This is a genomic window from Streptomyces sp. NPDC001315, assembly GCF_042896175.1.
Lineage (GTDB): Bacteria > Actinomycetota > Actinomycetes > Streptomycetales > Streptomycetaceae > Streptomyces.
In genome coordinates, this window is record NZ_JBIAWZ010000013.1 from 22,515 (window position 1) to 44,643 (window position 22,129).

18 protein-coding genes and 1 pseudogene are annotated in these 22,129 nt (G+C 71.6%); 13 read left to right on the forward strand and 6 right to left on the reverse strand.

Annotated elements, in window-relative coordinates; all coding sequences use genetic code 11:
- Positions 1-96 precede the first annotated feature (96 nt).
- The 4 genes from ACFY16_RS29090 (at position 97) to ACFY16_RS29105 (ending at position 2,616) form a co-directional block, all read left to right on the forward strand.
- Positions 97-1,296 carry a cytochrome P450 gene (locus tag ACFY16_RS29090; RefSeq protein ID WP_390650146.1) on the forward strand — a complete coding sequence of 400 codons (1,200 nt, stop codon included), beginning with the start codon at positions 97-99 and terminating at the stop codon, positions 1,294-1,296.
- A gap of 12 nt (positions 1,297-1,308) precedes the next feature.
- Positions 1,309-1,509: a ferredoxin gene (locus tag ACFY16_RS29095; RefSeq protein WP_390650147.1), complete on the forward strand. Its 201-nt coding sequence runs from the start codon at positions 1,309-1,311 to the stop codon at positions 1,507-1,509.
- 102 nt (positions 1,510-1,611) lie between these two features.
- Positions 1,612-2,070 carry a nuclear transport factor 2 family protein gene (locus ACFY16_RS29100; RefSeq protein ID WP_390650148.1) on the forward strand — a complete coding sequence of 153 codons (459 nt, stop codon included), beginning with the start codon at positions 1,612-1,614 and terminating at the stop codon, positions 2,068-2,070.
- 9 nt (positions 2,071-2,079) lie between these two features.
- Entirely contained in the window at positions 2,080-2,616 is a 537-nt protein-coding gene (locus tag ACFY16_RS29105; RefSeq protein WP_390650149.1) for a flavoprotein, read from the forward strand.
- A gap of 46 nt (positions 2,617-2,662) precedes the next feature.
- On the opposite strand, the gene ACFY16_RS29110 is transcribed toward ACFY16_RS29105, so the two are convergent.
- The gene (locus tag ACFY16_RS29110) at positions 2,663-3,526 is read right to left on the reverse strand and encodes a hypothetical protein (RefSeq protein ID WP_390650150.1); all 864 of its coding nucleotides are present in this window, start codon (positions 3,524-3,526) and stop codon (positions 2,663-2,665) included.
- Between the two features lie 194 nt (positions 3,527-3,720).
- Between ACFY16_RS29110 and ACFY16_RS29115 the strand changes: the two genes are divergently transcribed.
- The gene (locus ACFY16_RS29115) at positions 3,721-4,689 is read left to right on the forward strand and encodes an aldo/keto reductase (RefSeq protein ID WP_390650151.1); all 969 of its coding nucleotides are present in this window, start codon (positions 3,721-3,723) and stop codon (positions 4,687-4,689) included.
- A 33-nt stretch (positions 4,690-4,722) separates the two neighbouring features.
- Here ACFY16_RS29115 and ACFY16_RS29120 read toward each other — a convergent pair whose 3' ends face one another.
- Positions 4,723-5,520 (reverse strand): phytanoyl-CoA dioxygenase family protein, encoded by a 798-nt coding sequence (locus ACFY16_RS29120; RefSeq protein ID WP_390650314.1) that lies wholly within the window; start codon positions 5,518-5,520, stop codon positions 4,723-4,725.
- Between the two features lie 101 nt (positions 5,521-5,621).
- Here ACFY16_RS29120 and ACFY16_RS29125 point away from each other — a divergent pair, with 101 nt between their 5' ends.
- Positions 5,622-6,575 (forward strand): helix-turn-helix domain-containing protein, encoded by a 954-nt coding sequence (locus tag ACFY16_RS29125; protein WP_390650152.1) that lies wholly within the window; start codon positions 5,622-5,624, stop codon positions 6,573-6,575.
- Between the two features lie 313 nt (positions 6,576-6,888).
- Positions 6,889-8,706: a ricin-type beta-trefoil lectin domain protein gene (locus ACFY16_RS29130; protein WP_390650153.1), complete on the forward strand. Its 1,818-nt coding sequence runs from the start codon at positions 6,889-6,891 to the stop codon at positions 8,704-8,706.
- Positions 8,707-8,713: 7 nt separating this feature from the next.
- Here ACFY16_RS29130 and ACFY16_RS29135 read toward each other — a convergent pair whose 3' ends face one another.
- Both ACFY16_RS29135 and ACFY16_RS29140 read right to left on the reverse strand, forming a co-directional pair.
- Positions 8,714-9,361: a DUF4232 domain-containing protein gene (locus ACFY16_RS29135; RefSeq protein WP_390650154.1), complete on the reverse strand. Its 648-nt coding sequence runs from the start codon at positions 9,359-9,361 to the stop codon at positions 8,714-8,716.
- A gap of 69 nt (positions 9,362-9,430) precedes the next feature.
- Positions 9,431-11,815: a SpoIIE family protein phosphatase gene (locus tag ACFY16_RS29140; RefSeq protein ID WP_390650155.1), complete on the reverse strand. Its 2,385-nt coding sequence runs from the start codon at positions 11,813-11,815 to the stop codon at positions 9,431-9,433.
- 261 nt (positions 11,816-12,076) lie between these two features.
- Here ACFY16_RS29140 and ACFY16_RS29145 point away from each other — a divergent pair, with 261 nt between their 5' ends.
- Together ACFY16_RS29145 and ACFY16_RS29150 are read left to right on the forward strand one after the other, a co-directional pair.
- The gene (locus ACFY16_RS29145) at positions 12,077-15,163 is read left to right on the forward strand and encodes a glycoside hydrolase family 2 TIM barrel-domain containing protein (RefSeq protein ID WP_390650156.1); all 3,087 of its coding nucleotides are present in this window, start codon (positions 12,077-12,079) and stop codon (positions 15,161-15,163) included.
- 140 nt (positions 15,164-15,303) lie between these two features.
- Complete coding sequence (locus ACFY16_RS29150) at positions 15,304-17,547, forward strand: glycoside hydrolase family 9 protein (RefSeq protein WP_390650157.1); 2,244 nt, start codon at positions 15,304-15,306, stop codon at positions 17,545-17,547.
- A gap of 49 nt (positions 17,548-17,596) precedes the next feature.
- Here ACFY16_RS29150 and sigJ read toward each other — a convergent pair whose 3' ends face one another.
- Positions 17,597-18,553: an RNA polymerase sigma factor SigJ gene (gene sigJ, locus ACFY16_RS29155; protein ID WP_390650158.1), complete on the reverse strand. Its 957-nt coding sequence runs from the start codon at positions 18,551-18,553 to the stop codon at positions 17,597-17,599.
- A 168-nt stretch (positions 18,554-18,721) separates the two neighbouring features.
- On the opposite strand from sigJ, the gene ACFY16_RS29160 reads away from it, so the two are divergent.
- Positions 18,722-20,344: a DHA2 family efflux MFS transporter permease subunit gene (locus ACFY16_RS29160; protein WP_390650159.1), complete on the forward strand. Its 1,623-nt coding sequence runs from the start codon at positions 18,722-18,724 to the stop codon at positions 20,342-20,344.
- Entirely contained in the window at positions 20,341-20,952 is a 612-nt protein-coding gene (locus ACFY16_RS29165; protein WP_390650160.1) for a hemerythrin domain-containing protein, read from the forward strand. The genes ACFY16_RS29160 and ACFY16_RS29165 overlap by 4 nt, the downstream gene beginning before the upstream one ends.
- A 7-nt stretch (positions 20,953-20,959) precedes the next feature.
- Here the strand turns inward: ACFY16_RS29165 and ACFY16_RS29170 are convergent.
- Positions 20,960-21,159: pseudogene (locus ACFY16_RS29170) on the reverse strand (2OG-Fe(II) oxygenase).
- Positions 21,160-21,314: 155 nt separating this feature from the next.
- Here ACFY16_RS29170 and ACFY16_RS29175 point away from each other — a divergent pair.
- Together ACFY16_RS29175 and ACFY16_RS29180 are read left to right on the forward strand one after the other, a co-directional pair.
- The gene (locus ACFY16_RS29175; RefSeq protein ID WP_351137795.1) at positions 21,315-21,560 is read left to right on the forward strand and encodes a hypothetical protein; all 246 of its coding nucleotides are present in this window, start codon (positions 21,315-21,317) and stop codon (positions 21,558-21,560) included.
- 4 nt (positions 21,561-21,564) lie between these two features.
- Entirely contained in the window at positions 21,565-21,942 is a 378-nt protein-coding gene (locus ACFY16_RS29180; protein WP_390650161.1) for a toxin Doc, read from the forward strand.
- Positions 21,943-22,129: the final 187 nt, after the last annotated feature.

The window sequence follows — 22,129 nt, forward strand, 5'->3', positions numbered from 1 at the left end:
CATTCGCCGATCTGGCCGAACGTTGCGTCGCTCCATGGATGCCTGAGACATCTAATGAAGATCGGCACGACGCATCCTTCGTCTGTGAGGTCTCCCATGACGGAACTCTCGGAACCCGTCGCCTTCCCCCAGGACCGCAGCTGCCCCTATCACCCGCCCAGGGCCTACGACCCCCTGCGCGCCGACCGGCCGCTGGCCCGCGTCACCCTCTACGACGGCCGTCAGGCCTGGCTGGTCACCGGCCACGGCCTCGCCCGCACGCTGCTGGCCGACCCGCGCCTGTCGACCGACCGCACCCGGCCCGGCTTCCCCGCGACGACCCCGCGCTTCGCGGCCGTCCGCGACCGCAGGACCGCCCTGCTGGGCGTCGACGACCCGGAACATCACATCCAACGGCGGATGCTCGTCCCCAGCTTCACGGTCAGACGCGCCGCCGCACTGCGGCCCGACATCCAGCGGATCGTCGACGAACGGCTCGACGCGATGATCGCTCAGGGGCCGCCCGCCGAACTGGTGAGCGCCTTCGCGCTGCCCGTGCCGTCGACGGTGATCTGCGCGCTGCTCGGTGTCCCGTACGCCGACCACGACTTCTTCGAGGAGCAGTCGCGCCGGCTGCTGCGCGGCCCCGACGTCGCCGACGTGCTGGAGGGCCGCGAACGGCTCGAGGCGTATCTCGGCGATCTGATCGACCGCAAGCAGAAGGAGCCGCCCGGCACCGGCGTGCTCGACGACCTCGTCCACCAGCGACTGGGTGACGGCGCGGTGGACCGCGAGGAGCTGATCGCCCTGGGGATCATCCTGCTGGTCGCGGGCCACGAGACGACCGCCAACATGATCTCGCTCGGCACCTACACCCTGCTGCGGCACCCCGGACGGCTGGCCGAACTGCGCGCGGACCCCGCGCTGCTGCCCGCCGCCGTCGAGGAGCTCATGCGGATGCTGTCGATCGCCGACGGGCTGCTGCGGCAGGCCGTCGAGGACATCGAGGTGGACGGGACGACGATCCGGGCCGGCGACGGCGTGCTCTTCTCGACCTCGGTCATCAACCGCGACGAGACCGCCTACCCCGAACCGGACACACTGGACTTTGAGCGCTCCGCCCGTCACCACGTCGCGTTCGGCTTCGGCATCCATCAGTGCCTGGGCCAGAACCTGGCCCGCGCCGAACTGGAGGTCGCCCTGCGTACCCTCTTCGACCGGCTGCCCGGCCTACGCCTGGCCGCCCCGGCGGACGAAATTCCCTTCAAACCCGGTGACACGATCCAGGGGATGCTGGAACTCCCCGTGACCTGGTAAGAGGCTCCGGTCATGCACATCGACATCGACAAGGACGTCTGTATCGGAGCGGGCCAGTGCGCCCTGGCCGCTCCCGGCGTCTTCACCCAGGACGACGACGGCTTCAGCACCGTACTGCCCGGCAAGGAGGACGGCGCCGGCGACCCGATGGTGCGGGTGGCCGTCAAGGCCTGCCCGGTCGGCGCCATCACGCTGTCGGACCCGGCGGACTGAGCGCCGCCCGAGCCGGTCGACGGGGGAACGAGCGATCTCCTACGTTGGCAGTCGTCCGGAGAACGCCCGTTCCCCCTCTGTGTGCCGCCCAGGAGGAAGACCATGGCCGACCGCCCGCCCCTGCCGCCCTTCACCCGCCACACCGCCGAGCAGAAGGTCCAGGCCGCCGAGGACGCCTGGAACACCCGCGATCCGCACAAGGTGGCGCTCGCCTACTCCGAGGACTCCGTCTGGCGCAACCGCGACACCTTCATCAACGGCCGCGACGAGATCGTCGAGTTCCTCAGCGCCAAGTGGCGGCGCGAACTCGACTACGCCCTGCGCAAGGACCTGTGGGCGTTCGACGGCAACCGCATCGCGGTCCGCTTCCAGTACGAGTCCCGGGACGCCGACGGCCAGTGGTGGCGGTCGTACGGCAACGAACTCTGGGAGTTCGACGAGCACGGGCTGATGACCCGGCGCGAGGCCAGCATCAACGACGTGCCGATCGAGGAGCAGGACCGCCGTGTCTTCCGATCGCGGCCCGATGCCGAACGCGGGCGTTCGTTCCCGGTTCAGTAGCCTGCCCGGATGACCGAACAGGACGGGAAGCCCTTCCTCTACGTCGTCGTCTGCGCCGCCGGGATCGCCGTGGACGTCAGCAAACTGATCACCGCCGCGCAGGAACGGGACTGGGAGGTCGGCGTCTTCGCCACGCCCACGGCGGCGCTGAACGGGTTCTTCGACACCGGCGCCGTCGAGGCCCAGACCGGTCGCCCCATCCGCTCCGCCTGGCGCAGGCCGGGCGAGCCGCGCCCCTTTCCGCCCCCGGACGCCGTGGTCGTCGCGCCCGCCACCTTCAACACCGTCAACAAGTGGGCGGCCGGCATCGCCGACACCCTCGCCCTGGCCACCCTGTGCGAGGCCCCCGGCCTGGGCGTCCCGATCGCCGTCCTGCCCTGCGTGTCCGACACCCTGGCCACCCACCCCGCCTACGGGGGCAGCCTCATACGGCTGCGCGGGATGGGCGTCCGCTTCGGGGATCCGTACGCCGGCGGGGCGGGCACGGACGGACAACGGCCCGAGTTCGGCTGGGCGCGGGCGCTGGACCTGCTGGACGGGGTCTAGCCGCAGCCCACGGGGTCGGGTCCAGTCACAGCCCACGGGGCAGGGTCTAGCCGCAGCCCACGGTCGGCCCCGCCACGATGCCTCCGGTGTACAGCGCCTGTCCCTGCGGCATCCAGTAGCCGAGCTTGGAGACGACCGTGGAGCAGGCGGACTTGAGCGACACCCGGACCACCACGGTCGACGGGTGACCCGGCTGGAGGTCGGTGAGCGCGCAGTCCAGCGAGTGCTTCAGCCTCGTCCGCGACGGGTGACGGCCGACCAGCGGATTGACGCAGCGGGCGTCGGCCGTGGTCAGCTCCACTCCCGAACCCTCCTCGCCGATGAGCCCGAAGCGCGCGCTGCCGTCGCCTTCGTCGCTGCTGCGGTGGACCGTGTACGTCAGCGTGGTCGTGGCCCCCGGCCGCAGGGTCCGCCGGTCGACCTCGATGCGGTGCGTGGGCGTGGGCTCGGGCGCGGTGAGTGTCAGCGCGGCGCGGACGGTGCCCCGCAGATCCACGCCCGCGGGCGCCGAACGAACGTGCACGGTGGCCTCGATGTCGTAGGTGCCGGGGCCGGGGTAGGGCCCCGGGCCGGGGAGCGTGCCGGAGGCGACCGTGCGGCCGTCGCGCCGGGCGGTCCACGTGCCCGACGTCAGACAGGCGTACCGCGCGTCGGGCGGCGTGTGGCGGCGGCATGTCGCCGAGGCGGAGACGCCCATCGTCGGCGTGCCGCCGCTCGCGCACAGGCTGACGACGGCGCGCTGTCCGTGCTCGCCCTGCAGGACTCCCGCGGGTGCGCAGAGCGTCGACGGCTCGTCCGCCGCCGGAGCCGTGTGCGGCGGACCCGACCGGCCCCACGCGGGCGACACCAGGGCGAGGGGCAGTACGGCCGCCCCCGCAAGGGTCCTGAGCCTGGCCAGACGTGTGGGCACCGAGTTCCTCCCGTGCGCAGCCGACCGGCCGCGCGCCGGTCATCTGCGCCGAGGATGCGGGAGTGGACCGCCGCTCGGCCGCTCCCACGCCGCGCGGTCACCTGCGGGCAGCAACGGAACGCCCGACGCGGCCCCTCGGGCGACGACGTACGCTCCCTCCTGGTATCCCCCTACCGAAGGCAGGAGCAGCAACGATGCAGTACGTGAAGCTCGGTTCGACGGGTCTGGACGTGTCGCGGATCTGTCTGGGCTGCATGACCTACGGACTGCCCGACCGGGGCGTGCACGAGTGGACGCTCGACGAGGAGGCCTCGCGCCCGCTGATCCGGCAGGCGCTGGACGCCGGGATCAACTTCTTCGACACCGCCAACGTCTACTCCGACGGCACGAGCGAGGAGATCGTCGGCAAGGCGCTGCGCGACTTCGCCCGCCGCGACGAGATCGTGCTCGCGACGAAGGTGCACGGCCGGATGCACGCCGGGCCCAACGGCGGCGGCCTGTCCCGCAAGGCGATCATGACCGAGATCGACCACAGCCTCAGCCGCCTCGGCACCGACTACGTCGACCTCTACCAGATCCACCGCTGGGACCCGAACACACCCGTCGAGGAGACGATGGAGGCGTTGCACGACCTGGTGAAGGCGGGCAAGGTCCGCTACATCGGGGCGAGTTCGATGTACGCCTGGCAGTTCTCCAAGGCCCAGTACACGGCCGAACGGCACGGCTGGACCAAGTTCGTCTCCATGCAGAACCACTACAACCTCCTCTACCGCGAGGAGGAGCGCGAGATGCTGCCGCTGTGCGCGGACCAGGGCGTCGGTGTGCTGCCCTGGAGCCCGCTCGCCCGCGGTCGCCTCACCCGCGACTGGGGCACCGTCACCGGGCGCAGCACCACCGACAACTTCGGCAACACCCTTTACCTGGAGGGCGACCGCGGCATCGTCGAGGCCGTCACCCGCATCGCGGGCGAACGCGGTGTCCCGCGCGCGCGGGTCGCCCTCGCCTGGCTGCTGCACCAGGACACGGTGGCCGCGCCCGTCGTCGGTGCCGCCAAGCCGCAGCACATCGAGGACGCGGTGGCCGCCGTCGAACTCGAGCTGAGCGACAAGGAGATCGAGGAGCTCCAGGAGCCCTACGCCCCGCACCCCGTCGCCGGCCACTGACGGCCACGGACGACCGCTGAGCGGCGAGTGAGGTCAGTGCGGTCCGTGCGGCGCGAACTCCGTGCCGCACGGCCCCGCGCCCTCGCTCTCCGGCAGCGGGACCCGGTCGCCGCTCATCGACAGCGTGCGGTAGTAGCCCCCGATGCGCTCCGTCGAACGGCCGACGTAGTGCCCGATGAACGACCGCCGGAACCGGTCGGCGGTGCGGTTCGGCTGCGAGCCGTGCACCAGGCTGCCGTTGAAGAACAGGACGTCGCCCGGGGCCATGTCCACCGGTACGGCCGCGAGTCCGGGCGGCGGCGGTACGTACTCGCGTGCGAAGGACACCAGTTCGTCCGCCTCCTCCGGGCAGAACAGGTCCATCCGGTGCGTGCCCGGCACGACCTCCAGACCGCCGTTGTCCCGGTCGATCACGTCGCAGGCGATCCACGCCGCCACACACGTGCCCGGCTCGACCCGAAGATAGAAGTTGTCCTGGTGCAGCGCCTGCCCCCGGGCCCCCGGCGGCTTGAAGTAGAACATGCTCTGCGCGGCCAGCACCTCCTCGCCCAGCAGGGTCTCCAGAACGGTGCGCAGCCGTGCGTCCAGGAGCGTGTCCAGCGCCGCGCCGTCGATCTCGTGCGGCTGCATCACCCTCGGGTAGGCGCCCAGCGGATCGGCCGGTTCGCCGGGCGTGGCCGGGCGGGGCTCGAAGTGGCCGGGCACGGGGCCGGCCGCGTGCAGCGCCGCGAACCGATCGCGCAGGCGGTCGATCTCGTCGTACCCGAACAGCCCGCGTACGACGGTGAACCCGTCCTCCCGGTACCGGTCGAGCTCGGCCTCCGTCAGGATGTGAGCGGCTTGCGCCTGGCTGCTCTTGGTGGATGTCACAGAATCTCCTCGGCTTCGGTGTTCTGTGGCCGCCACGCTAGGACGACGCGCCCCGACGGAGGATGCCCGTGAACGCTGACGCATTGCCCGGGACTGCTGCGCCCGGCGATCCGTCCCCGCCGCCCGGCCTGGTGGTGGTCGGCCACTTCGACCAGCCCGCGGGGTACGCCGTCCACCGGCCGCGCGGCTCCGACAGTTGGCTGTTCACCTGGACGACGGGCGGACAGGGCCGGCTGCACCAGGGCGGCATCGAGGCACGGGCGGGAGTGGGAGACCTGGTGGTGCTGGCGCCGGGGGTCCGGCACGGCTACGGGGTCGGACCGGCCGCACGGCACTGGCGGTTCTGGTGGGCGCACTGCCAGGCGCGGCCGTCCTGGACGCCGTGGCTGCGCTCGTACGACGCCGGGGACGGCATGTACGTCGTCACCCCCGTCCCGGGTGCCGTGCACGGCCGGGTCGAGGCGGCGTTCGGCCGCATGCTCGCCGACGCCCGCTGGACCGGCTCCGGCGCACCGCCGGGTCCCACGCCCGCCGACGACGGGGTCGCCGTTGCGCACGGCAGCGCCGCCAGGGAACTCGCCCTGTGCTCACTGGAGGAGGTCGTCCTGCTCACCACGGCCGCGGCGCGGACCCCCGCGGACCCGTCGGGTGTCGACGAACGGGTGCGCCGTGCCCAGGAGTCGATGGCCGCCGACCCGGGTTTCCCGCATACCGTCCGCTCCCTCGCGCGGAGCGTGGCACTCTCGCCCTCCCGGTTCGCGCACCTTTTCACCCGGCAACTCGGCCAGTCACCCATGCGGGCACTGCGTGAGGCACGGCTGCGTCACGCCGCCCGGCTGCTGGAGAGCACCGACCTGTCCGTGGAGCGCGTCGCCGCGGCCTCGGGCTTCGCCAGCCCCTTCCACTTCAACCGGGTGTTCCGCGAACGCCACGGCATCCCACCCGGCGCGTACCGGGCGGAAATGCGCGCCGCAATTACTGTTCCGAAAGGAGCGCAATCCGCCGAGCGACCCTGATTGACCTTCCGTCAATTAGTGGCCCGGCGTGTGCAATGCACAAAAACGCGAGATCGCTTGTTCCTTCTCCCGGGCCTGTGCAATGGTGTGCCTTGTCAGCGTGCAGACAAGGAATTTCCCGCTGCTGTACGCACGACGCCACTCCCGTCCACCCCCCCACGCTTCAAAAGAGCTTCCCCCGGCGGACGCCCGAGATGCCGAACGCGTGCGTTCGGGGCTCCGCCGTCCTGTCGGCGGGGTCGCATTACCACTTGGTACGGACTTTATGCCGCAGGTCCCTGGGAGGAATGCAGCCGTGTATGAGGCAGGCCCGATGAATTCTCCGGGTCCCGTGCATCCGTTCGATGCGACGGATGTGCAGCTGAGCGCAGAGCTGAAGCAGTGGACGGGGGCGTCACCCGCGCTGCATCCGGTCGGCGAACTGCTGGACCGGCACTGGGAAGCGGCCTTCGCCTACGCCCGCCTGTGCACCGACGGTGTGCGGGCCGCTGGCATGCTCACCACCGCGGCATTCACCAGGCTCTTCGGCGAATCCCTGCCGCAGGACGGGCCGACCGCCGCCTGGCGGCCGCGTCTGCTCGTCACCGTGCGCCGCATCGCGGCCGAGTGGGACACCGACGGCAGACGCGATCTGCTCCATCCCGCGCTGCGCTCCGGGTCCGACGACGGCAACCGCGCGGCTGCCCGGCTGCTGCCGCCGGCGAACAGGCGCCTGCTGTCCCGGGCGTTCCAGCGGCTGTCCGCGTCAGGCCGGTGCCTGGTGTGGCACACCGAGGTCGAGGCTGAGCCGCTGACCGCACCGGCCGCGCTGCTCGGCCTGGACGAGGAGGGCGCACGCGTCGCTCTGCGTCGAGGACATGAGCGGATGCGCGAGGAGTGCCTCCAGCTCCATCGGGAACTCGCGCCGGAGCAGGAGTGCCGGCAGTACCTGCGGCTGCTGGACGTGACCTACCGGCGCGGCGGCGCCGACGTCGACCCCGATCTGCGCAGGCACCTGGACCGGTGCAGGCACTGCCGTGACACGGCCGACCAGCTGGCCGCGTTCAACGCGGGGCTCGGCCTCGCCCTGGCCGAAGGCGTGCTCGGCTGGGGTGCCCGCGCCTACGTCGAGTCGCGGGTGGCCGACCCCGCGGAGGCCGAGGGCACCGCGGTCCAGGAGCAGCCGGCGGGGTCCCCGGCCGGCGCGGGGGAGTCCTTCGCGGCGACGGACTCCACGACCGGCACCGCCCCGCGCAGGGGTTCCCGCCGGGCCGCCCAGCGGGCCAGGGCGGCCCGCCGCCGCAACCTCACCACCGCCGTCCTGACCGTGAGCGGTCTGATCGTCCTTCCGCTGGTCCTGTGGTCCACCCTCGGCTCCGGGGACGAGACCACCGAGGCGACCGGCGGTGCCGTCGAGGCCACCGGCTCCGCGGCGGGCGGCTCGTCGACCGCCGCCCCGTCGTGGGTGGGCGCCGCGAAGGAGACACAGGGCACACTGCACGGCCGACTCCACAACGTCGCGTCCGGGCTCTGTGTCGCCGTCGTCGGCAAGAAGACCGTCGAGGGCTCCGAGACCGAGCTCGCCACCTGCTCCTCCGCGGCGAGCCAGCAGTGGTCGTACGAGACCGACGGGCTGCTGCGCAGCGTCGCGGCCCCCGACCTGTGCCTCGACTCCCACCTCGGCTATTCGGTGCGGCTCGGCCCGTGCGTCGGCGCATCCGCGCCGGCGGCGAAGAGCGTCCGCTACGACTTCACCCTCCAGGGCACCCTGGTGCCACGCTCCGACCAGAACCTGGCCCTCAGCCCCGCGGCCACCGACGGATCCGGTGCCCTGGTCCTGAAGAACCGCACCGACACCGCCGCCCAGCGCTGGGTGATCGACACCTCCGAGCCCGACCCCCAGATGGAGGCCGTCAACTGGGACGCGGACACGCCCACGCCCGCCCCCACCACGAAGAAGACCCCGACTCCCACGCCCACGCCGTCCGAGACCCGCTCGACGCCGACTCCGACGTCGACGAGCTCGGCCACGACCGCGAACCCATGCACGTACAACCCGTACAACTGTTCGTGGAACGGCCCGTACGGCGGCTACGGCAATGGCGGCTACGGAGACGGCGGCTACGGCGGATACGGGAGCGGCCGCCGCTGACCTGCCCTCAGGCGCCGGTCCCGGAGCTGAACGTCGTCAGGAACACCGACGACTCGTTGCCGCCCACGGGGACCTTCCCGCCCGTCCAGCCCACCGTGAGCGGGTCCCGCTCGTCCGGCGGGGTGACGACCAGCGAGACGGGGGTGGCCGTGCGCGCCTCGCTGACCTCCGGATTGGCGAACGTCAGCCCGGCCCAGGCGCTGCGGCCCGGCGCCAGCGTGACGGTCGTGGGGGAGGAGTCGGCCGCGCGCTTCGGGTCCGGTCCCAGCTGCTTGCCGGAGGCGTCCACGAACGCGGCGCCCGGGAAGCCGTACAGCGTACAGGCGCGGGAGGAGACGTTGGTGAGGACGATCGGGAAGTTCTCCTGCCCGGCCCCCGGGTTGTTGCGGCCGACCGAGGCGCGCAGCTCCGAGGTGTGACAGCGGGTGGCGTCGGCGCCGCCGGTCGTACGGCCACCGGACGTACCCCGCGTCGTACTCGCGGTGGTGATCGTCGGGGTGCCCGGCGTCGGCTGCCGCGCGCTGCTCGTCGTGCCGGTCGGCGGCCGGGGTGTATGCGTGGCCGCCGTGCTGTCACCGCCGGCGCAGGCGGTTGCCAGGCTGAGCAGCGCGACCGCGCACAGCAGTGCGGCGGAGGGGCTCTTGGACTGTGACATGTGGATCGGGTGCCCTCTCGTGCGAGTCCGATGCGGTCGCGGGAGGAGGGTGCCCGGATCGGCCGGAACTCACTCCTCGTCGAACAGTGCCAGCTCCGCCCAGATCGTCTTGCCGTAGGCGGTGTGCCGGCTGCCCCAGCGCTGGGTGAGCTGGGCGACCAGCAGCAGTCCCCGGCCGCCCTCGTCCCAGGTCTTCGCGCGGCGCAGGTGCGGAGCCGTGTGACTGGTGTCGGAGACCTCGCAGATCATTGTGGTCGCGTCGTGGATCAGCCGCAGCCGGATCGGCTGGGAGCCGTACCGGATGGCGTTGGTGACCAGCTCGCTCACCACCAGCTCGGTGGTGAACGCCGCCTCGGACAGCCCCCAGGTGGCGAGCTGTTCGACGACCTGTTTGCGGATCGGGGCGACGAGCGCCGGGTCGGCCGGGATGTCCCAGGTCGCGACCTGGGAGGCGGGCAGTCCCTGGGTGCGGGCGACCAGCAGGGCGACGTCGTCGACGGCCACGCCCGCCGGGCGCAGCGCGTGCAGGATCCGGTCGCAGGTCACGTCCAGGGAGCCCGTGTGGGCCGCCAGGGCATCGACGAGGAGACGGTGGCCGACGCCCACGTCACGCTCGCGGGACTCGATCAGCCCGTCCGTGTAGAAGGCGAGCACGGTGCCCTCGGCCAGGTGCAGCTCGGTCGACTCGAAGGGCAGCCCGCCCAGACCCAGCGGCGGACCCCCGGGCAGGTCGACCTGCTCCGGCGCGCCGCCCGGCGGCAGCATCACCGGCGGCGGATGCCCGGCCCGGGCGAGCGTGCAGCGGCGGGACACCGGGTCGTACACCGCGTACAGACAGGTGGCGCCGACCTCGCCGGGGCTGCCCTCGCCGTCGGCATCCTCGGACAGCCGTACCACCAGGTCGTCGAGGTGGGTGAGCAGCTCGTCGGGGGCCAGGTCGATGTCCGCGAGGGTGCGCACGGCGGTGCGCAGCCGGCCCATGGTGGCCGAGGCCTGGATACCGTGGCCGACGACGTCCCCGACGACCATGGCGACCCGCATGCCGGACAGCGGGATCACGTCGAACCAGTCGCCGCCCACCCCGGCCCGCGCGGCCGGAAGGTAGCGGGAGACGGCCGTCAGGGCGGCGGTCCGCGGCAGGGTCCGGGGGAGCAGGCTGCGTTGCAGCGCGAGGGCCGTCTCGCGTTCGCGGGAGAACCGGCGGGCGTTGTCGATGCAGACGGCGGCCCGTGCGGTCACGTCCTCGGCCAGCAGCACGTCGTCGGACGTGAACGGGTCCGGCCGCCGGAAGCGGGTGAGGACCGCGACGCCGAGGGTCGTCCCGCGGGCCTGGATCGGCACGGACATCGTGCAGTGGACGCCGTGTTCCCGGACCCATCTGTCGCGCACCTCGTCCCAGGCCAGCCACTGGTCCAGGTCACCGTCCGCCACCGAGGCGACGATCGTGCGGCCGACCACGAGGGAGTCGGCCTGGGGCGATCCGGCGGGGTAGGCGTGTGCCTCACCCGGCTTGACCACCGCCTCGGGGCTGCCCGGGTTCACCGACTGGTGGGCGACCCGGCGCAGTTCGACCGGCGCGGTGAGCGGTCCCGACGGCTCGTCGCCGGAATCACGTGGGTCCAGCAGGTCGACGCTGACGAAGTCCGCGACGGCGGGCACGCAGACGTCCACCAGCTCCTGGGCGGTCCGGGCGACGTCGAGGGTGGTGCCGATGCGCATGCTCGCCTCGTTGACCAGCTGCAGCCGTTGGCGGGCGAGGTAGTTGTCGGTGAAGTCGTGGGCGGCCATACACACGCCCCGCACCCGGCCCTCGGTGTCGGTGACCGGGGCCATCCGGGTCAGCCAGGCGTGCGCCCGGTCCTCGCCACCGGTGCGCGTGTACGTCTGGACGTCCTGCGCGCGGCCGGAGAGGAGCACCCGCAGCATCTCCTCCTCCAGTTCCGCGCTCTGCGTCTTCCCGCCGATCTCGGAGGCCCTGAGGCCTTGGATGCGCTCCTCGGGCAGGCCGATCACCTTCGCCATGGCGTCGTTGACACGGCGCAGCCGCAGCCGCTCGTCGTAGACCGCGACGGCACAGGGGGACTGGAGCAGCGCCGCCATGGCCAGCGGATCGTCCGGTGCCGCCGGGCCACCGCCCTCCAGCGGGGTGACGACGAGCCAGTGACCGGGGCCGCCGTCCTGCGGCCGTCGATGGTGGGCGAGCAGCCACACGGACACCGTACGGCCGTCGCGGAGGCGCAGCGCGACCGTCCCGTCCCAGCGCACCTCCGTCGGTGCGGGCACCGGTCCCGCGTCCCCGTGGGCCAGCAGCCGTGCGGCGGGACGCCCGACGACCTCGGCCGCATCCCACCCGAGCAGCCGCCGGGCGCCGGAGTTCCACTCGGTCAGCGTGCCGTCACAGGCGATGACAGCCCGTGCCGTCGCGGCATCGTCGAACGGGTAGTCCGGGCTCATCGTCGCCACTCCATCGCGCACACTCACAGTGACAGGTGGGTCACTTGAGTTTCCAGCCTAGTGCGTTCCGGTCCCGCGTGGACGGCGCTCCGCGCCCGGACGGCGGGCGGTCACGGTGACGTCCGGCCGCCGAGCCGCGCGGGGCGCCCGGGACAGAAGACGGCTCCCGCACCCTTGACGGGCGTGCGTGGCGCGTCGTCAGATTCTGTTTGTTAACGATCAGTTGTGATTACTTCTGGGCCCTGATGAGGGAGAGCCGCCATGACGGTCACTCGCAGATCGGTACTGCTCGCCTCCGCGGCCGCGCCGGCCGCCGGAGCGCTGCTCGGTAGCCCGGCGGCGTGGGCCGCCGAGGCCGTCGGACACTCCTCCGGCCGCCGCACGCTCGCCCTGCGCGACGGCTGGCGCTTCGCGCTGGTCAACCCGGGCGGGATCACCGACCCGACCGGCGCGTACGCCGACGCGGCCGACCCCGGCCACGACGACTCGGCGTGGCGCGAGGTCGCCGTCCCGCACGACTGGAGCATCGAGCAGACCCCCACCACGGAGAACGGCACCACCAGCGGCACCGGCTTCTTCCCCGGCGGCCTCGGCTGGTACCGCCTCGCCTTCACCCTGCCCCCGGCCCTCGCCGGCCGGCGGATCTCGGTCGAGTTCGACGGCGTCTACATGGACTCGTACGTCTACTGCAACGGCACCGAGGTCGGCCACCACCCTTACGGCTACACGGGCTTCGCTCTCGACGTGACCGACCTGGTGCACACCGACGGCACGACCGAGAACGTCATCGCCGTCAAGGTCCAGAACAGGTTGCCCAGCAGCCGCTGGTACTCGGGCAGCGGCATCTACCGCGAGGCCCGCCTGGTCGTCACCGAGCCGGTGCACGTGGCGCGCTGGGGCACGTACGTGACCACGCAGGAGGTCACCGCCGAGCGGGCCCTCGTACGGGTGCGGACATCCGTGGTCAACGAGTCCGGCGCCGACGCCGACGTCGAGGTCGTCTCGCGGATCGTCGACCCCGGCGGCCGTACCGTCGCCCGCACGTCCACCACGGTCGCCGTCACCGACGAGACCGCCGAGACCCACGAACTCACCGTCACCGAACCGAAGTTGTGGGACTTCGAGACCCCCCACCGCTACACCCTGGAGACCGAGATCCGGGTCGGCGGCCGGCGAACCGACACCTACCGCACCCCCTTCGGCATCCGGACCTTCCGCTTCGACCCCGACGAGGGCTTCCAGCTCAACGGGACCCACGCCAAGATCAAGGGCGTCGACCTGCACCACGACCTGGGCGCGCTGGGCGCCGCGATCAGCATCGACGCCGTACGCCGGCAGATGACCGTCATGAAGTCGATGGGCGTCAACGCCTTCCGCACGTCCCACAACCCGCCCTCGCCGGAGATGATCGAGGTCTGCGAGGACCTGGGCATCGTGATGATGGTGGAGACGTTCGACTGCTGGCGCACCGGCAAGACGAAGTACGACTACGGCCGGTTCTTCGACGAGTGGTGCGAGAAGGACGCCACCGAGATGGTCCTCGCGGCCCGTAACTCGCCCGCCGTGGTGCTGTGGTCCATCGGCAACGAGATCCCCGACTCCACCGCCACCGCCGGGCTGGCGATGGCGGACCGCATCATCGGCGCGATCAAGGCCGCCGACGACACCCGCCCGCTCGTCATCGGCTCCGACAAGTACCGCAACCCGCCGGCCAAGGGCTCCGCGGCCGACCTGATGCTCGCCAAGCTGGACGGCCTCGGCCTGAACTACAACACCGCCAAGTCCGTGGACGTCCTGCACGCGACCTACCCGCACCTGTTCCTCTTCGAGTCCGAGTCGTCCTCGGAGACCTCGACCCGCGGCACCTACCAGGAGCCCGAGCACCTCAACACCGGCGAGAACTACACCCCGGGCAAGCGGGCGACCTCCTCCTACGACAACAACCTCGCCTCCTGGACCATGAGCGGCGAGTACGGGCACAAGAAGGACCGGGACCGGAAGTGGTTCGCGGGCCAGTTCCTGTGGTCGGGCATCGACTACATCGGGGAACCCACCCCCTACAACGTCTTCCCGGTGAAGGCCTCCTTCTTCGGCGCGGTCGACACGGCCGGCTTCCCGAAGGACATGTACTACCTCTTCCGGAGCCAGTGGGTCGACGAGCCGATGGTCCATCTGGTGCCGATGACCTGGAACCACGAGCAGGGCGACACGGTCGAGGTGTGGGCGTACGCGAACGTCGACACCGTCGAGCTGTTCCTCAACGGAAAGTCCCTCGGCACGCGGACGTTCGACACCAAGAAGACCACCGACGGCCGCACCTATCTGGAGACCACCGAGGCGACCGGCGACGACAAGACCTTCACCGACGGCCCCTACCCGGGCAGCTACACCAGCCCGAACGGCAGCGCGGGCAAGCTCCACCTCACCTGGAAGGTCGCCTATGAGCCGGGTGAGCTGAAGGCGGTCGCGCGGCGCGGCGGCAAGGCGGTCGCCACCGACGTGCTGCGCACGGCCGGCGCCCCGCACGCCGTACGCCTCACCCCGGACCGTGAGTCGGTCGCCGCGGACGGACGTTCGCTGGTTTTCGTGACCGCGGAGATCGTCGACGTCCACGGCGTGGTGGTGCCCGACGCCGAGGACCTGATCACCTTCGACGTGAAGGGCGGTTCCCTCGCCGGACTCGACAACGGCCGCGAGGAGAGCGCCGAGCGCTACCAGGCCAGTACCCGGACCGCCTTCCACGGCAAGGCTCTGGCCATCGTGCGGTCCGGCACCGGGGCGGGCACGCTGAAGGTCACGGCGCGCGCGGAGGGCCTGCGCGCGGACACCGCGACCGTGCGGACCACGGACGCCCGGTCGGTGGCGACCACCCCGGCGGCGGAATTCCAGCCCGACCATCCGGTGCCCCTGAACTACCCATACGCGGACGCAAGTTACTCCGGACGCCCCGACACCCTTCCCGCCGCCATGCTGGACGGCGACCCGGCCAGCGGCTGGTCCAACGCCTTCGCCAAGTCGGCGACGGCCCTGCTGCCGGCCTTCAGCGGCGCGCGGCCGCAGGACTGGGTGTCGGTGGACTGGGGGCGGACGAGGAGCTTCGACCGGGTGGAGGTGTCCTTCACCGTGGACGCCACGCACACGCTGCCCGCGTCGGTCGAGGTCGCGGTCTGGGACGGCCGTGGGTATGCGCGGGTCACGGGCGCGTCCGTCGAGTGGGCCACCGCCTCGGACACCCCGACGGTGATCACCTTCGACGCGGTGAGCGGCTCCCGGCTCCGGCTCACGCTGACGAGCGCTCACCCGGGTGAGGCCCAAGGCGCGGTGCGGATCGGCAAGTTGGAGGCGTAGGCGGGCTCGACGGTCCGGACGGGAACCAGTCCCGTCCGGACCGTTGACGAGCTGTCATGTCTCCGATAAGCATGGCGGGCGTCCGCATTTGGGAGCGCTCCCACCAGGGCGTCACCCGCATATCCCCGAGGAGCCCAGGCGTGAAACGACGCAGAACCGTCCTGCTGTCCCTGGCCGGCCTGCTGGGCGCGGCGCTCACCGCGCTGCCCGTCCAGCAGGCCGGGGCCGACGAGGTCGAGCAGGTCAGGAACGGCACCTTCGACACCACCACCGACCCGTGGTGGACGTCCGCGAACGTCACCTCCGCCCTCTCCGACGGCCGGCTGTGCGCCGACGTGCCGGGCGGCACCGCCAACCCCTGGGACGCAGCCGTCGGCCAGAACGACATCACCCTGGTGAAGGGGGAGTCGTACCGCTTCTCCTTCACCGCGTCCGGCACGCCCGAGGGGCATGTGGCCCGGGCGATCGTGGGGTTGCAGGTGTCGCCGTACGACACCTGGTACGAGGTGAGCCCGGAACTGAGCGTGTCGGGGAACTCGTACAGCTACACGTTCACGTCCCCCGTCGACACGGCCCAGGCCCAGGTCGCCTTCCAGGTCGGCGGCGGCGCGGACGCCTGGCGGTTCTGCCTGGACGACGTGTCGCTCCTGGGCGGCGTACCGCCGGAGGTGTACCAGCCCGACACCGGTCCGCGCGTCCGCGTCAACCAGGTCGCCTATCTGCCCGCCGGGCCCAAGAACGCCACCCTGGTCACCGACGCCACCGCGAAACTGCCCTGGCAGCTGAAGGACGACCTGGGCGCCACGGTCGCCCACGGCTGGACCGTGCCGCGCGGCACCGACGTCTCCTCCGGGCAGAACGTCCACTCCATCGACTTCGGCTCCTACCGCAGGCCGGGCAGCGGCTTCACCCTGGTCGTCGACGGGGAGACGAGCCGTTCCTTCGACATCGGCACCGCTGCCTACGAGCAGCTGCGGCTGGACGCCGTGAAGTACTACTACACGCAGCGCAGCGGCATCGCGATCAGCGACGAGCTCCGGCCGGGCTACGGCAGGCAGGCCGGCCATCTGAACACCGCCCCCAACCAGGGCGACGCGAACGTCCCCTGCCAGCCGGGCGTGTGCGACTACACGCTCGACGTCACCGGCGGCTGGTACGACGCGGGCGATCACGGCAAGTACGTCGTCAACGGCGGCATCGCCACCTGGGAGCTGCTGAGCACCTACGAACGCTCCCTGCTGGCCCCCACCGGCCGGCCCGCGAAGCTCGGCGACGGCACGCTCGCCATCCCCGAGAGCGGCAACAAGGTGCCGGACATCCTCGACGAGGCCCGCTGGGAGCTGGAGTTCCTACTGCGGATGCAGGTGCCGGACGGGCAGCCGCTGGCCGGCATGGCCCACCACAAGATCCACGACGCCCAGTGGACGGGCCTGCCGCTGCTGCCGAGCGACGACCCGCAGAAACGCGAACTGCACCCGCCGACCACCCAGGCGACCCTGAACCTGGCGGCGACGGCCGCACAGGCGGCGCGTCTGTACCGCCCCTACGACCGGGCGTTCGCGACGAAGGCGCTCACCGCCGCCCGTAAGGCCTGGGCGGCCGCGCTGGCCCACCCCGAGGTCTACGCGGACCCGAACGACGGCATCGGCGGCGGCGCCTACTCGGACACGGACGCGACCGACGAGTTCTACTGGGCGGCCGCCGAGCTGTATCTCACCACGGGGGAGAAGCAGTTCCGGACGTACGTCCTGAACTCCCCGGTCCACACCGCCGACATCTTCGGCAGCCTCGGCTTCGACTGGGGCAGGACGGCGGCGGCGGGCCGCCTCGACCTCGCGACCGTCCCGAGCGGACTCCCCGGCCGCGACAAGGTCCGCCAGTCCGTCGTCAACGGCGCCGACCGCTACCTGTCCACGCTGAAGTCACAGCCGTACGGCATGCCCTACGCACCCGACGACAACGTCTACGACTGGGGCTCCACCCATCAGGTCCTCAACAACGCCGTGGTCCTGTCGACCGCGTACGACCTCACCGGCACCGCCAAGTACCGCGACGGCGCCGTCCAGAGCATGGACTACGTCCTCGGCCGCAACGCCCTGAACATGTCCTACGTCACCGGCTACGGCGAGGTCAGCTCCCACAACCAGCACAGCCGCTGGTACGCCCACGAACTCGACCCCAGCCTCCCGAACCCGCCGAACGGCACGCTCGCCGGAGGCCCCAACTCGAACATCCAGGACCCCTACGCGCAGAGCAAACTCCTCGGCTGCGTCGGCCAGTTCTGCTACATCGACGACATCCAGTCCTGGTCGACGAACGAGACCGCGATCAACTGGAACGCGGCACTGACCCGGATGGCGTCCTTCGTCGCCGACCAGGGGTAGGCCGGACCGCTCCGGTGGGGTCCGGCACTGTCGGACCCCACCGCTGCACTCATGCCTCGCCCTCGTCATCGCCTTCGGCCTTGTGCACGTGCGTGAGCTTCTCGGGGTTGGTCACGATGTAGACGCCGGACACCTGGTCGCCCTCGGGGGTGAGGTCCATGACCATCACCGCGTACGGGGCGTCGCCCTGGAACAGCACCGCCGCGTCGTCTCCGTTGACCCGGCGGTAGCGCAGGTCGAGATTCCGCGGTCCGCGCCGGGCCGCGTACGAGGTGATGAGCCGGACCGCCTTGGCGCGGCCGTGCACCGGGCGCAGCCCGGCCGGCTTGCGGTTGCCGCCGCCGTCCGTCCACACCGTGACGTCCGGCGCCAGGATCTCCATCAGCGCGCCGATGTCCCCGCCCAGCGCGGCCCGCACGAACCGCTCCGTCGCCTCCCGCCGCACCCGCGGATGCGTCTCGTACAGCGGTCGCCGGGCGTGCACATGACCCCGCGCGCGGTGCGCGAGCTGCCGTACGGCGGCCGGAGTGCGCTCGATGATCTCCGCGATCTCGGTGTGGGCGTACCCGAAGACCTCGCCCAGCACGAACACCGCGCGCTCCAGCGGCGTCAGCGACTGAAGGACCACCAGCATCGCCAGCGAGACGGACTCCTCGCGCAGGGCCGGATCCTCGGTGTCGCCGCCGGTTTCGGCGACCAGCGGCTCGGGCAGCCACGGGCCGACGTAGGTCTCCCGGCGACGGCTGATCGCCGCCTGCCGCTTCAGCGCGTGGTTGACGGCGATACGGACCAGATAGGCGCGCGCATTGGTCACCGTGGCGAGCCGGCTGCCGGTGCCGCGGGACGTCCATGACAGCCAGGTCTCCTGCAGGACGTCCTCGGTGTCGGCGACGCTGCCGAGCATGTTGTAGACCACGCCGAACAGCAGCTCCCGATGGCGGAGGAAGTCCTCGGTCGCCTGGTGCAGCTGGTCGTCGGTGTCAGGGCTGACAGGACGTTCCGTCATACGTGGGCCTCCCCGGTCACGCGCTCAGTACTGGGAGGGCCGGAGGAGCCCGAATGTGACGTCGAGCGCGCGAAATGTGACGTACGTCTCAGTGAAATCCCGGCGCGTCACACCCGCCCTCCGACCCCGCCTCTTGAACGCGAGTCCCGACACAAGGAGACCGGCATCGTGTTCAAGAAATGGCACGGCAACCCGTGGGCGATCCTCATCACGCTCTCTCTCGGGTTTTTCATGACACTCCTCGACCTGACCATCGTGAACATCGCGATCCCCGACCTGGGTCAGGATCTGAACGCGTCCCTCGACCAGATCCTGTGGGTCGTCAACGCCTACACCCTCGTCCTGGCCGTCCTGCTCATCACCGGCGGCCGTCTCGGCGACCTGCGCGGCAAACGGAACCTGTTCGCCGCCGGCGTCGCCGTGTTCACCCTCGCGAGCCTCGCCTGCGGCCTCGCCCAGGACCCGGCGCAGCTCATCGCCTTCCGGGCGGTGCAGGGCGTGGGCGCGGCACTGCTCATGCCACAGACCCTGTCGATCATCGCCGAGGTGTTCCCGGCCGACCGGCGCGGCGTGGCGATGGGCGTCTGGGGGGCGGTCGCCGGCGTCTCCGGCGCGCTCGGGCCGATTCTCGGCGGCGCCCTGATCACCCACCTCTCCTGGCGATGGATCTTCTTCGTCAACCTGCCACTCGGTGCGGTCGTCCTGCTGCTGACGGCCACGATCATCCCGGGTGCCAGGCGCCCGGTCCGGCACCGATTCGGCACCGTAGGCGTACTGCTTGCCTCAAGTGCCCTGTTCTGCCTGGCCTTCGGGCTCACGGAAGGCCAGCGGTACCACTGGAACCGCTGGATCTGGGGCCTGATCGTCCTGGCCGCCGTCCTCTTCGCGGGCTTCCTGCTGCACGAGCGCGGCCGGCAGAACGAGGAACCCCTCGTTCCGTTCTCGCTCTTCCGGGACCGCAACTTCACTTTCATCAACTTCGTGGGCGTGACGGTGTCGTTCGGGGTCGTGGGGATGTTCCTGCCGCTGACGATCTACCTGCAGTCCGTGCTGGGCTTCAGCGCGCTCAAGTCCGGCCTGGTGCTGCTGCCGGTGGCACTCGGCTCGTTCGTGATGGCGGGGCCGGCCGGGGCGCTCGCCGACCGGATCGGCGGCAAGTACATCCTGATGGGCGGGCTGCTCGCCTGGGCGGGCGGACTGACCTGGTCGGTGGCCGAGGCCGACGTGGGCACGCCCTGGACGCACCTCGTCGCGCCGCTGTTCCTCACCGGCCTCGGCGTCGGCTGCACCTTCGCGCCGATGGCCACCGAGGTCATGCGCAACGTCCCGGCCCGGCTGTCCGGAGCCGCGTCGGGCGTCACCAACGCCCTCCGGCAGGTCGGCTCGGTGCTCGCCGGCGCCGTCGTCGGTGCCGTGCTCCAGGCCCAGCTGTCGTCGGCGCTGACCGACCGCGCCCGCGAGAGCGCGGGGAGCCTGCCGGCCGCGTACCGCGACGCGTTCGTCGGCGCCTTCTCCCGGGCCGAGACCGACGTCGACGCCCAGCAGCAGAGCGGCGTCCCCGACGGGGTGCCGCACGACGTCGCCGAGCGTATGCGCGCCCTGGGCGGCCAGGTCTTCGGCCACGGCTTCGTCGACGCGATGGGACCGGCCGTGTACGTCTCCGCCGCCGTCCTGCTGGCCGGAGCGCTGGCCTGCCTCGCCGTACGACGTCACCGCGGCCCGTCCGCCAACCCGCACGCCCTGCCCGTGTCCGAACCTTCCGAACCCGAACTGAAGGAAGTCGCGCGATGACCATCGACTTCACCGCCATGTTCGCCTCCCACGACGCCTTCCGGCGCGATCTGGAGCGCCTCGCCGAAGCCGTCGCCGACGGCAGGGCCGGCACCGCCCCGGTCCGCGCCGGGTGGGAGAACTTCAAGCACCAGCTGCACATCCACCACACCGCCGAGGACAGCGACCTGTGGCCGAGGGTGCGTGAGCGCGTCGCCGGCCACCCGCGCTCCCTCGCCCTGCTCGACGACATGGAGGCCGAGCACTCCCGGATCGACCCGCTGCTGGCCGCCGTCGACACCGCACTGGACGATCGGGCGACCGAACTGCCCGACTTCGTACGGGCGTTGACGGCCACCCTCGCCGACCACCTCAAGCACGAGGAGGACAGCGCCCTGCCCCTGGTCCAGGACGTCCTGACCGCCGCGGACTGGGCCGCCTTCACAGGCCGCATCCGCGAGACCCAGGGACTGCGCGGGGCCGCGGTGTTCGTGCCGTGGATCGTGGACGGCATCTCGCCCGCCGACCGGGCCACCTTCCTGGACTCCATGCCGCCGCCGGTCCGTGTCCTCAACCGGGTTTTCTGGCAGGGAAGTTACCGGCGCAGGGGGCTGTGGGCGCACAGCTAGGCGACGCTCACGACGCGTCGTGGAAGACCAGACCCAGCGCATGCCGTCGGCCGGAGTGCACGGTGCTGACCCCGTGCCGCATCCCTCCGGCCGACCGGCCGCGCCGCGTGCGCACCGGCCGGTCGCGGGGGTGAACACCAGGCCGTGGCCCTGCCGGAGCGGGGTCGCCACACCCCGGGACCGGGCCCGTGGCCGCTGCTCCACCATGAGGAAGTCTCGACTGCTACGGCTATGAGTCTGCCGCCGCGCGCGGCGCGTGACCGGCGGAGAACGGACTGGATGTCGGTCCTCAGGTACCGTAGCAATGTGCTCTTGACCTGCCGATATTTACGAGTAAGTACCCGCGCGGTACCGTGAGGGGCATGCCAGCTCTCAATGTGGAGTTCAGCGACCGCGAGCTAGAGGACCTGCGGCAGATCGCCAAGGAGCGCGGTACGTCGATGAAAGCCCTCGTACGCGAGGCGGCCGCGGCCGACATAGCCCGGCACCGGGCGTTGCAGGAGGGCGCGGAGGCCTTCCGCCGCTTCTTCTCCGCCCACGCCGACGAATTCGCAGCCGCGTTCCCCGACGACGAACCGCCCGCCAAGGGCGAAGGACGGGCCGCCTGAACCGATGCCCCCAGTCATCCACATCGACGTGCCCTGGCTGCTGCAGCGCCATGAGGAAGTTCTCCCGGAGCAGCCGACGATCAACGACTTCTCGGCGTTGGTGGCCGCCGTCGCCCGCCACCGCGTCGACCCGCCGCGCCTCGGCGTGGACTCCGACCCGGCCTGGCGGGCTGCCGCCCTGCTGCACACCCTCGCGCTGCTCAAGCCCCTGCCCGCGGCCAACGCCCGGTTCGCCGCTGCGACCGCCGTGGCATACATGTTCGTCAGCGGCGTCGGTGTCGACCCGCCCTACGGCGCGCTCGTCGACCTCGCCCGTGACCTGATGAGCGGCAAGACGGACATCTACGGCGCGGCCGACCGGCTGCGCTCCTGGCAAGTCTGAACCACGCCGGGCAACCGAGGGGCCGCCCGACCCGGGGCCGCCGGCCGAGGGCGGGCGGAGCAAGACCGGCGGCCGTTTCGCGCGTGAGAACCACCGTCCTGCGCGGGGCCCCGAGGAAGGGCCTGTTCCAGTGCACTACGCCGGGGCACGCGCCGGGAGCGTGCGTGCCGCACCGGGGGGTGCGTCT

What these genes read in the sequence shown, in the direction of transcription:
- ACFY16_RS29140 (WP_390650155.1), bottom strand. Translation starts at nt 11,815, where the DNA reads ATGAGCCCGGACTACCCGTTCGACGATGCCGCGACGGCACGGGCTGTC.
- ACFY16_RS29100 (WP_390650148.1), top strand. Translation starts at nt 1,612, where the DNA reads ATGGCCGACCGCCCGCCCCTGCCGCCCTTCACCCGCCACACCGCCGAG.
- ACFY16_RS29125 (WP_390650152.1), top strand. Translation starts at nt 5,622, where the DNA reads ATGCCCGTGAACGCTGACGCATTGCCCGGGACTGCTGCGCCCGGCGAT.
- sigJ (WP_390650158.1), bottom strand. Translation starts at nt 18,553, where the DNA reads ATGACGGAACGTCCTGTCAGCCCTGACACCGACGACCAGCTGCACCAG.
- ACFY16_RS29145 (WP_390650156.1), top strand. Translation starts at nt 12,077, where the DNA reads ATGACGGTCACTCGCAGATCGGTACTGCTCGCCTCCGCGGCCGCGCCG.
- ACFY16_RS29175 (WP_351137795.1), top strand. Translation starts at nt 21,315, where the DNA reads ATGCCAGCTCTCAATGTGGAGTTCAGCGACCGCGAGCTAGAGGACCTG.
- ACFY16_RS29095 (WP_390650147.1), top strand. Translation starts at nt 1,309, where the DNA reads ATGCACATCGACATCGACAAGGACGTCTGTATCGGAGCGGGCCAGTGC.
- ACFY16_RS29115 (WP_390650151.1), top strand. Translation starts at nt 3,721, where the DNA reads ATGCAGTACGTGAAGCTCGGTTCGACGGGTCTGGACGTGTCGCGGATC.
- ACFY16_RS29180 (WP_390650161.1), top strand. Translation starts at nt 21,565, where the DNA reads ATGCCCCCAGTCATCCACATCGACGTGCCCTGGCTGCTGCAGCGCCAT.
- ACFY16_RS29130 (WP_390650153.1), top strand. Translation starts at nt 6,889, where the DNA reads ATGAATTCTCCGGGTCCCGTGCATCCGTTCGATGCGACGGATGTGCAG.
- ACFY16_RS29135 (WP_390650154.1), bottom strand. Translation starts at nt 9,361, where the DNA reads ATGTCACAGTCCAAGAGCCCCTCCGCCGCACTGCTGTGCGCGGTCGCG.
- ACFY16_RS29165 (WP_390650160.1), top strand. Translation starts at nt 20,341, where the DNA reads ATGACCATCGACTTCACCGCCATGTTCGCCTCCCACGACGCCTTCCGG.
- ACFY16_RS29090 (WP_390650146.1), top strand. Translation starts at nt 97, where the DNA reads ATGACGGAACTCTCGGAACCCGTCGCCTTCCCCCAGGACCGCAGCTGC.
- ACFY16_RS29105 (WP_390650149.1), top strand. Translation starts at nt 2,080, where the DNA reads ATGACCGAACAGGACGGGAAGCCCTTCCTCTACGTCGTCGTCTGCGCC.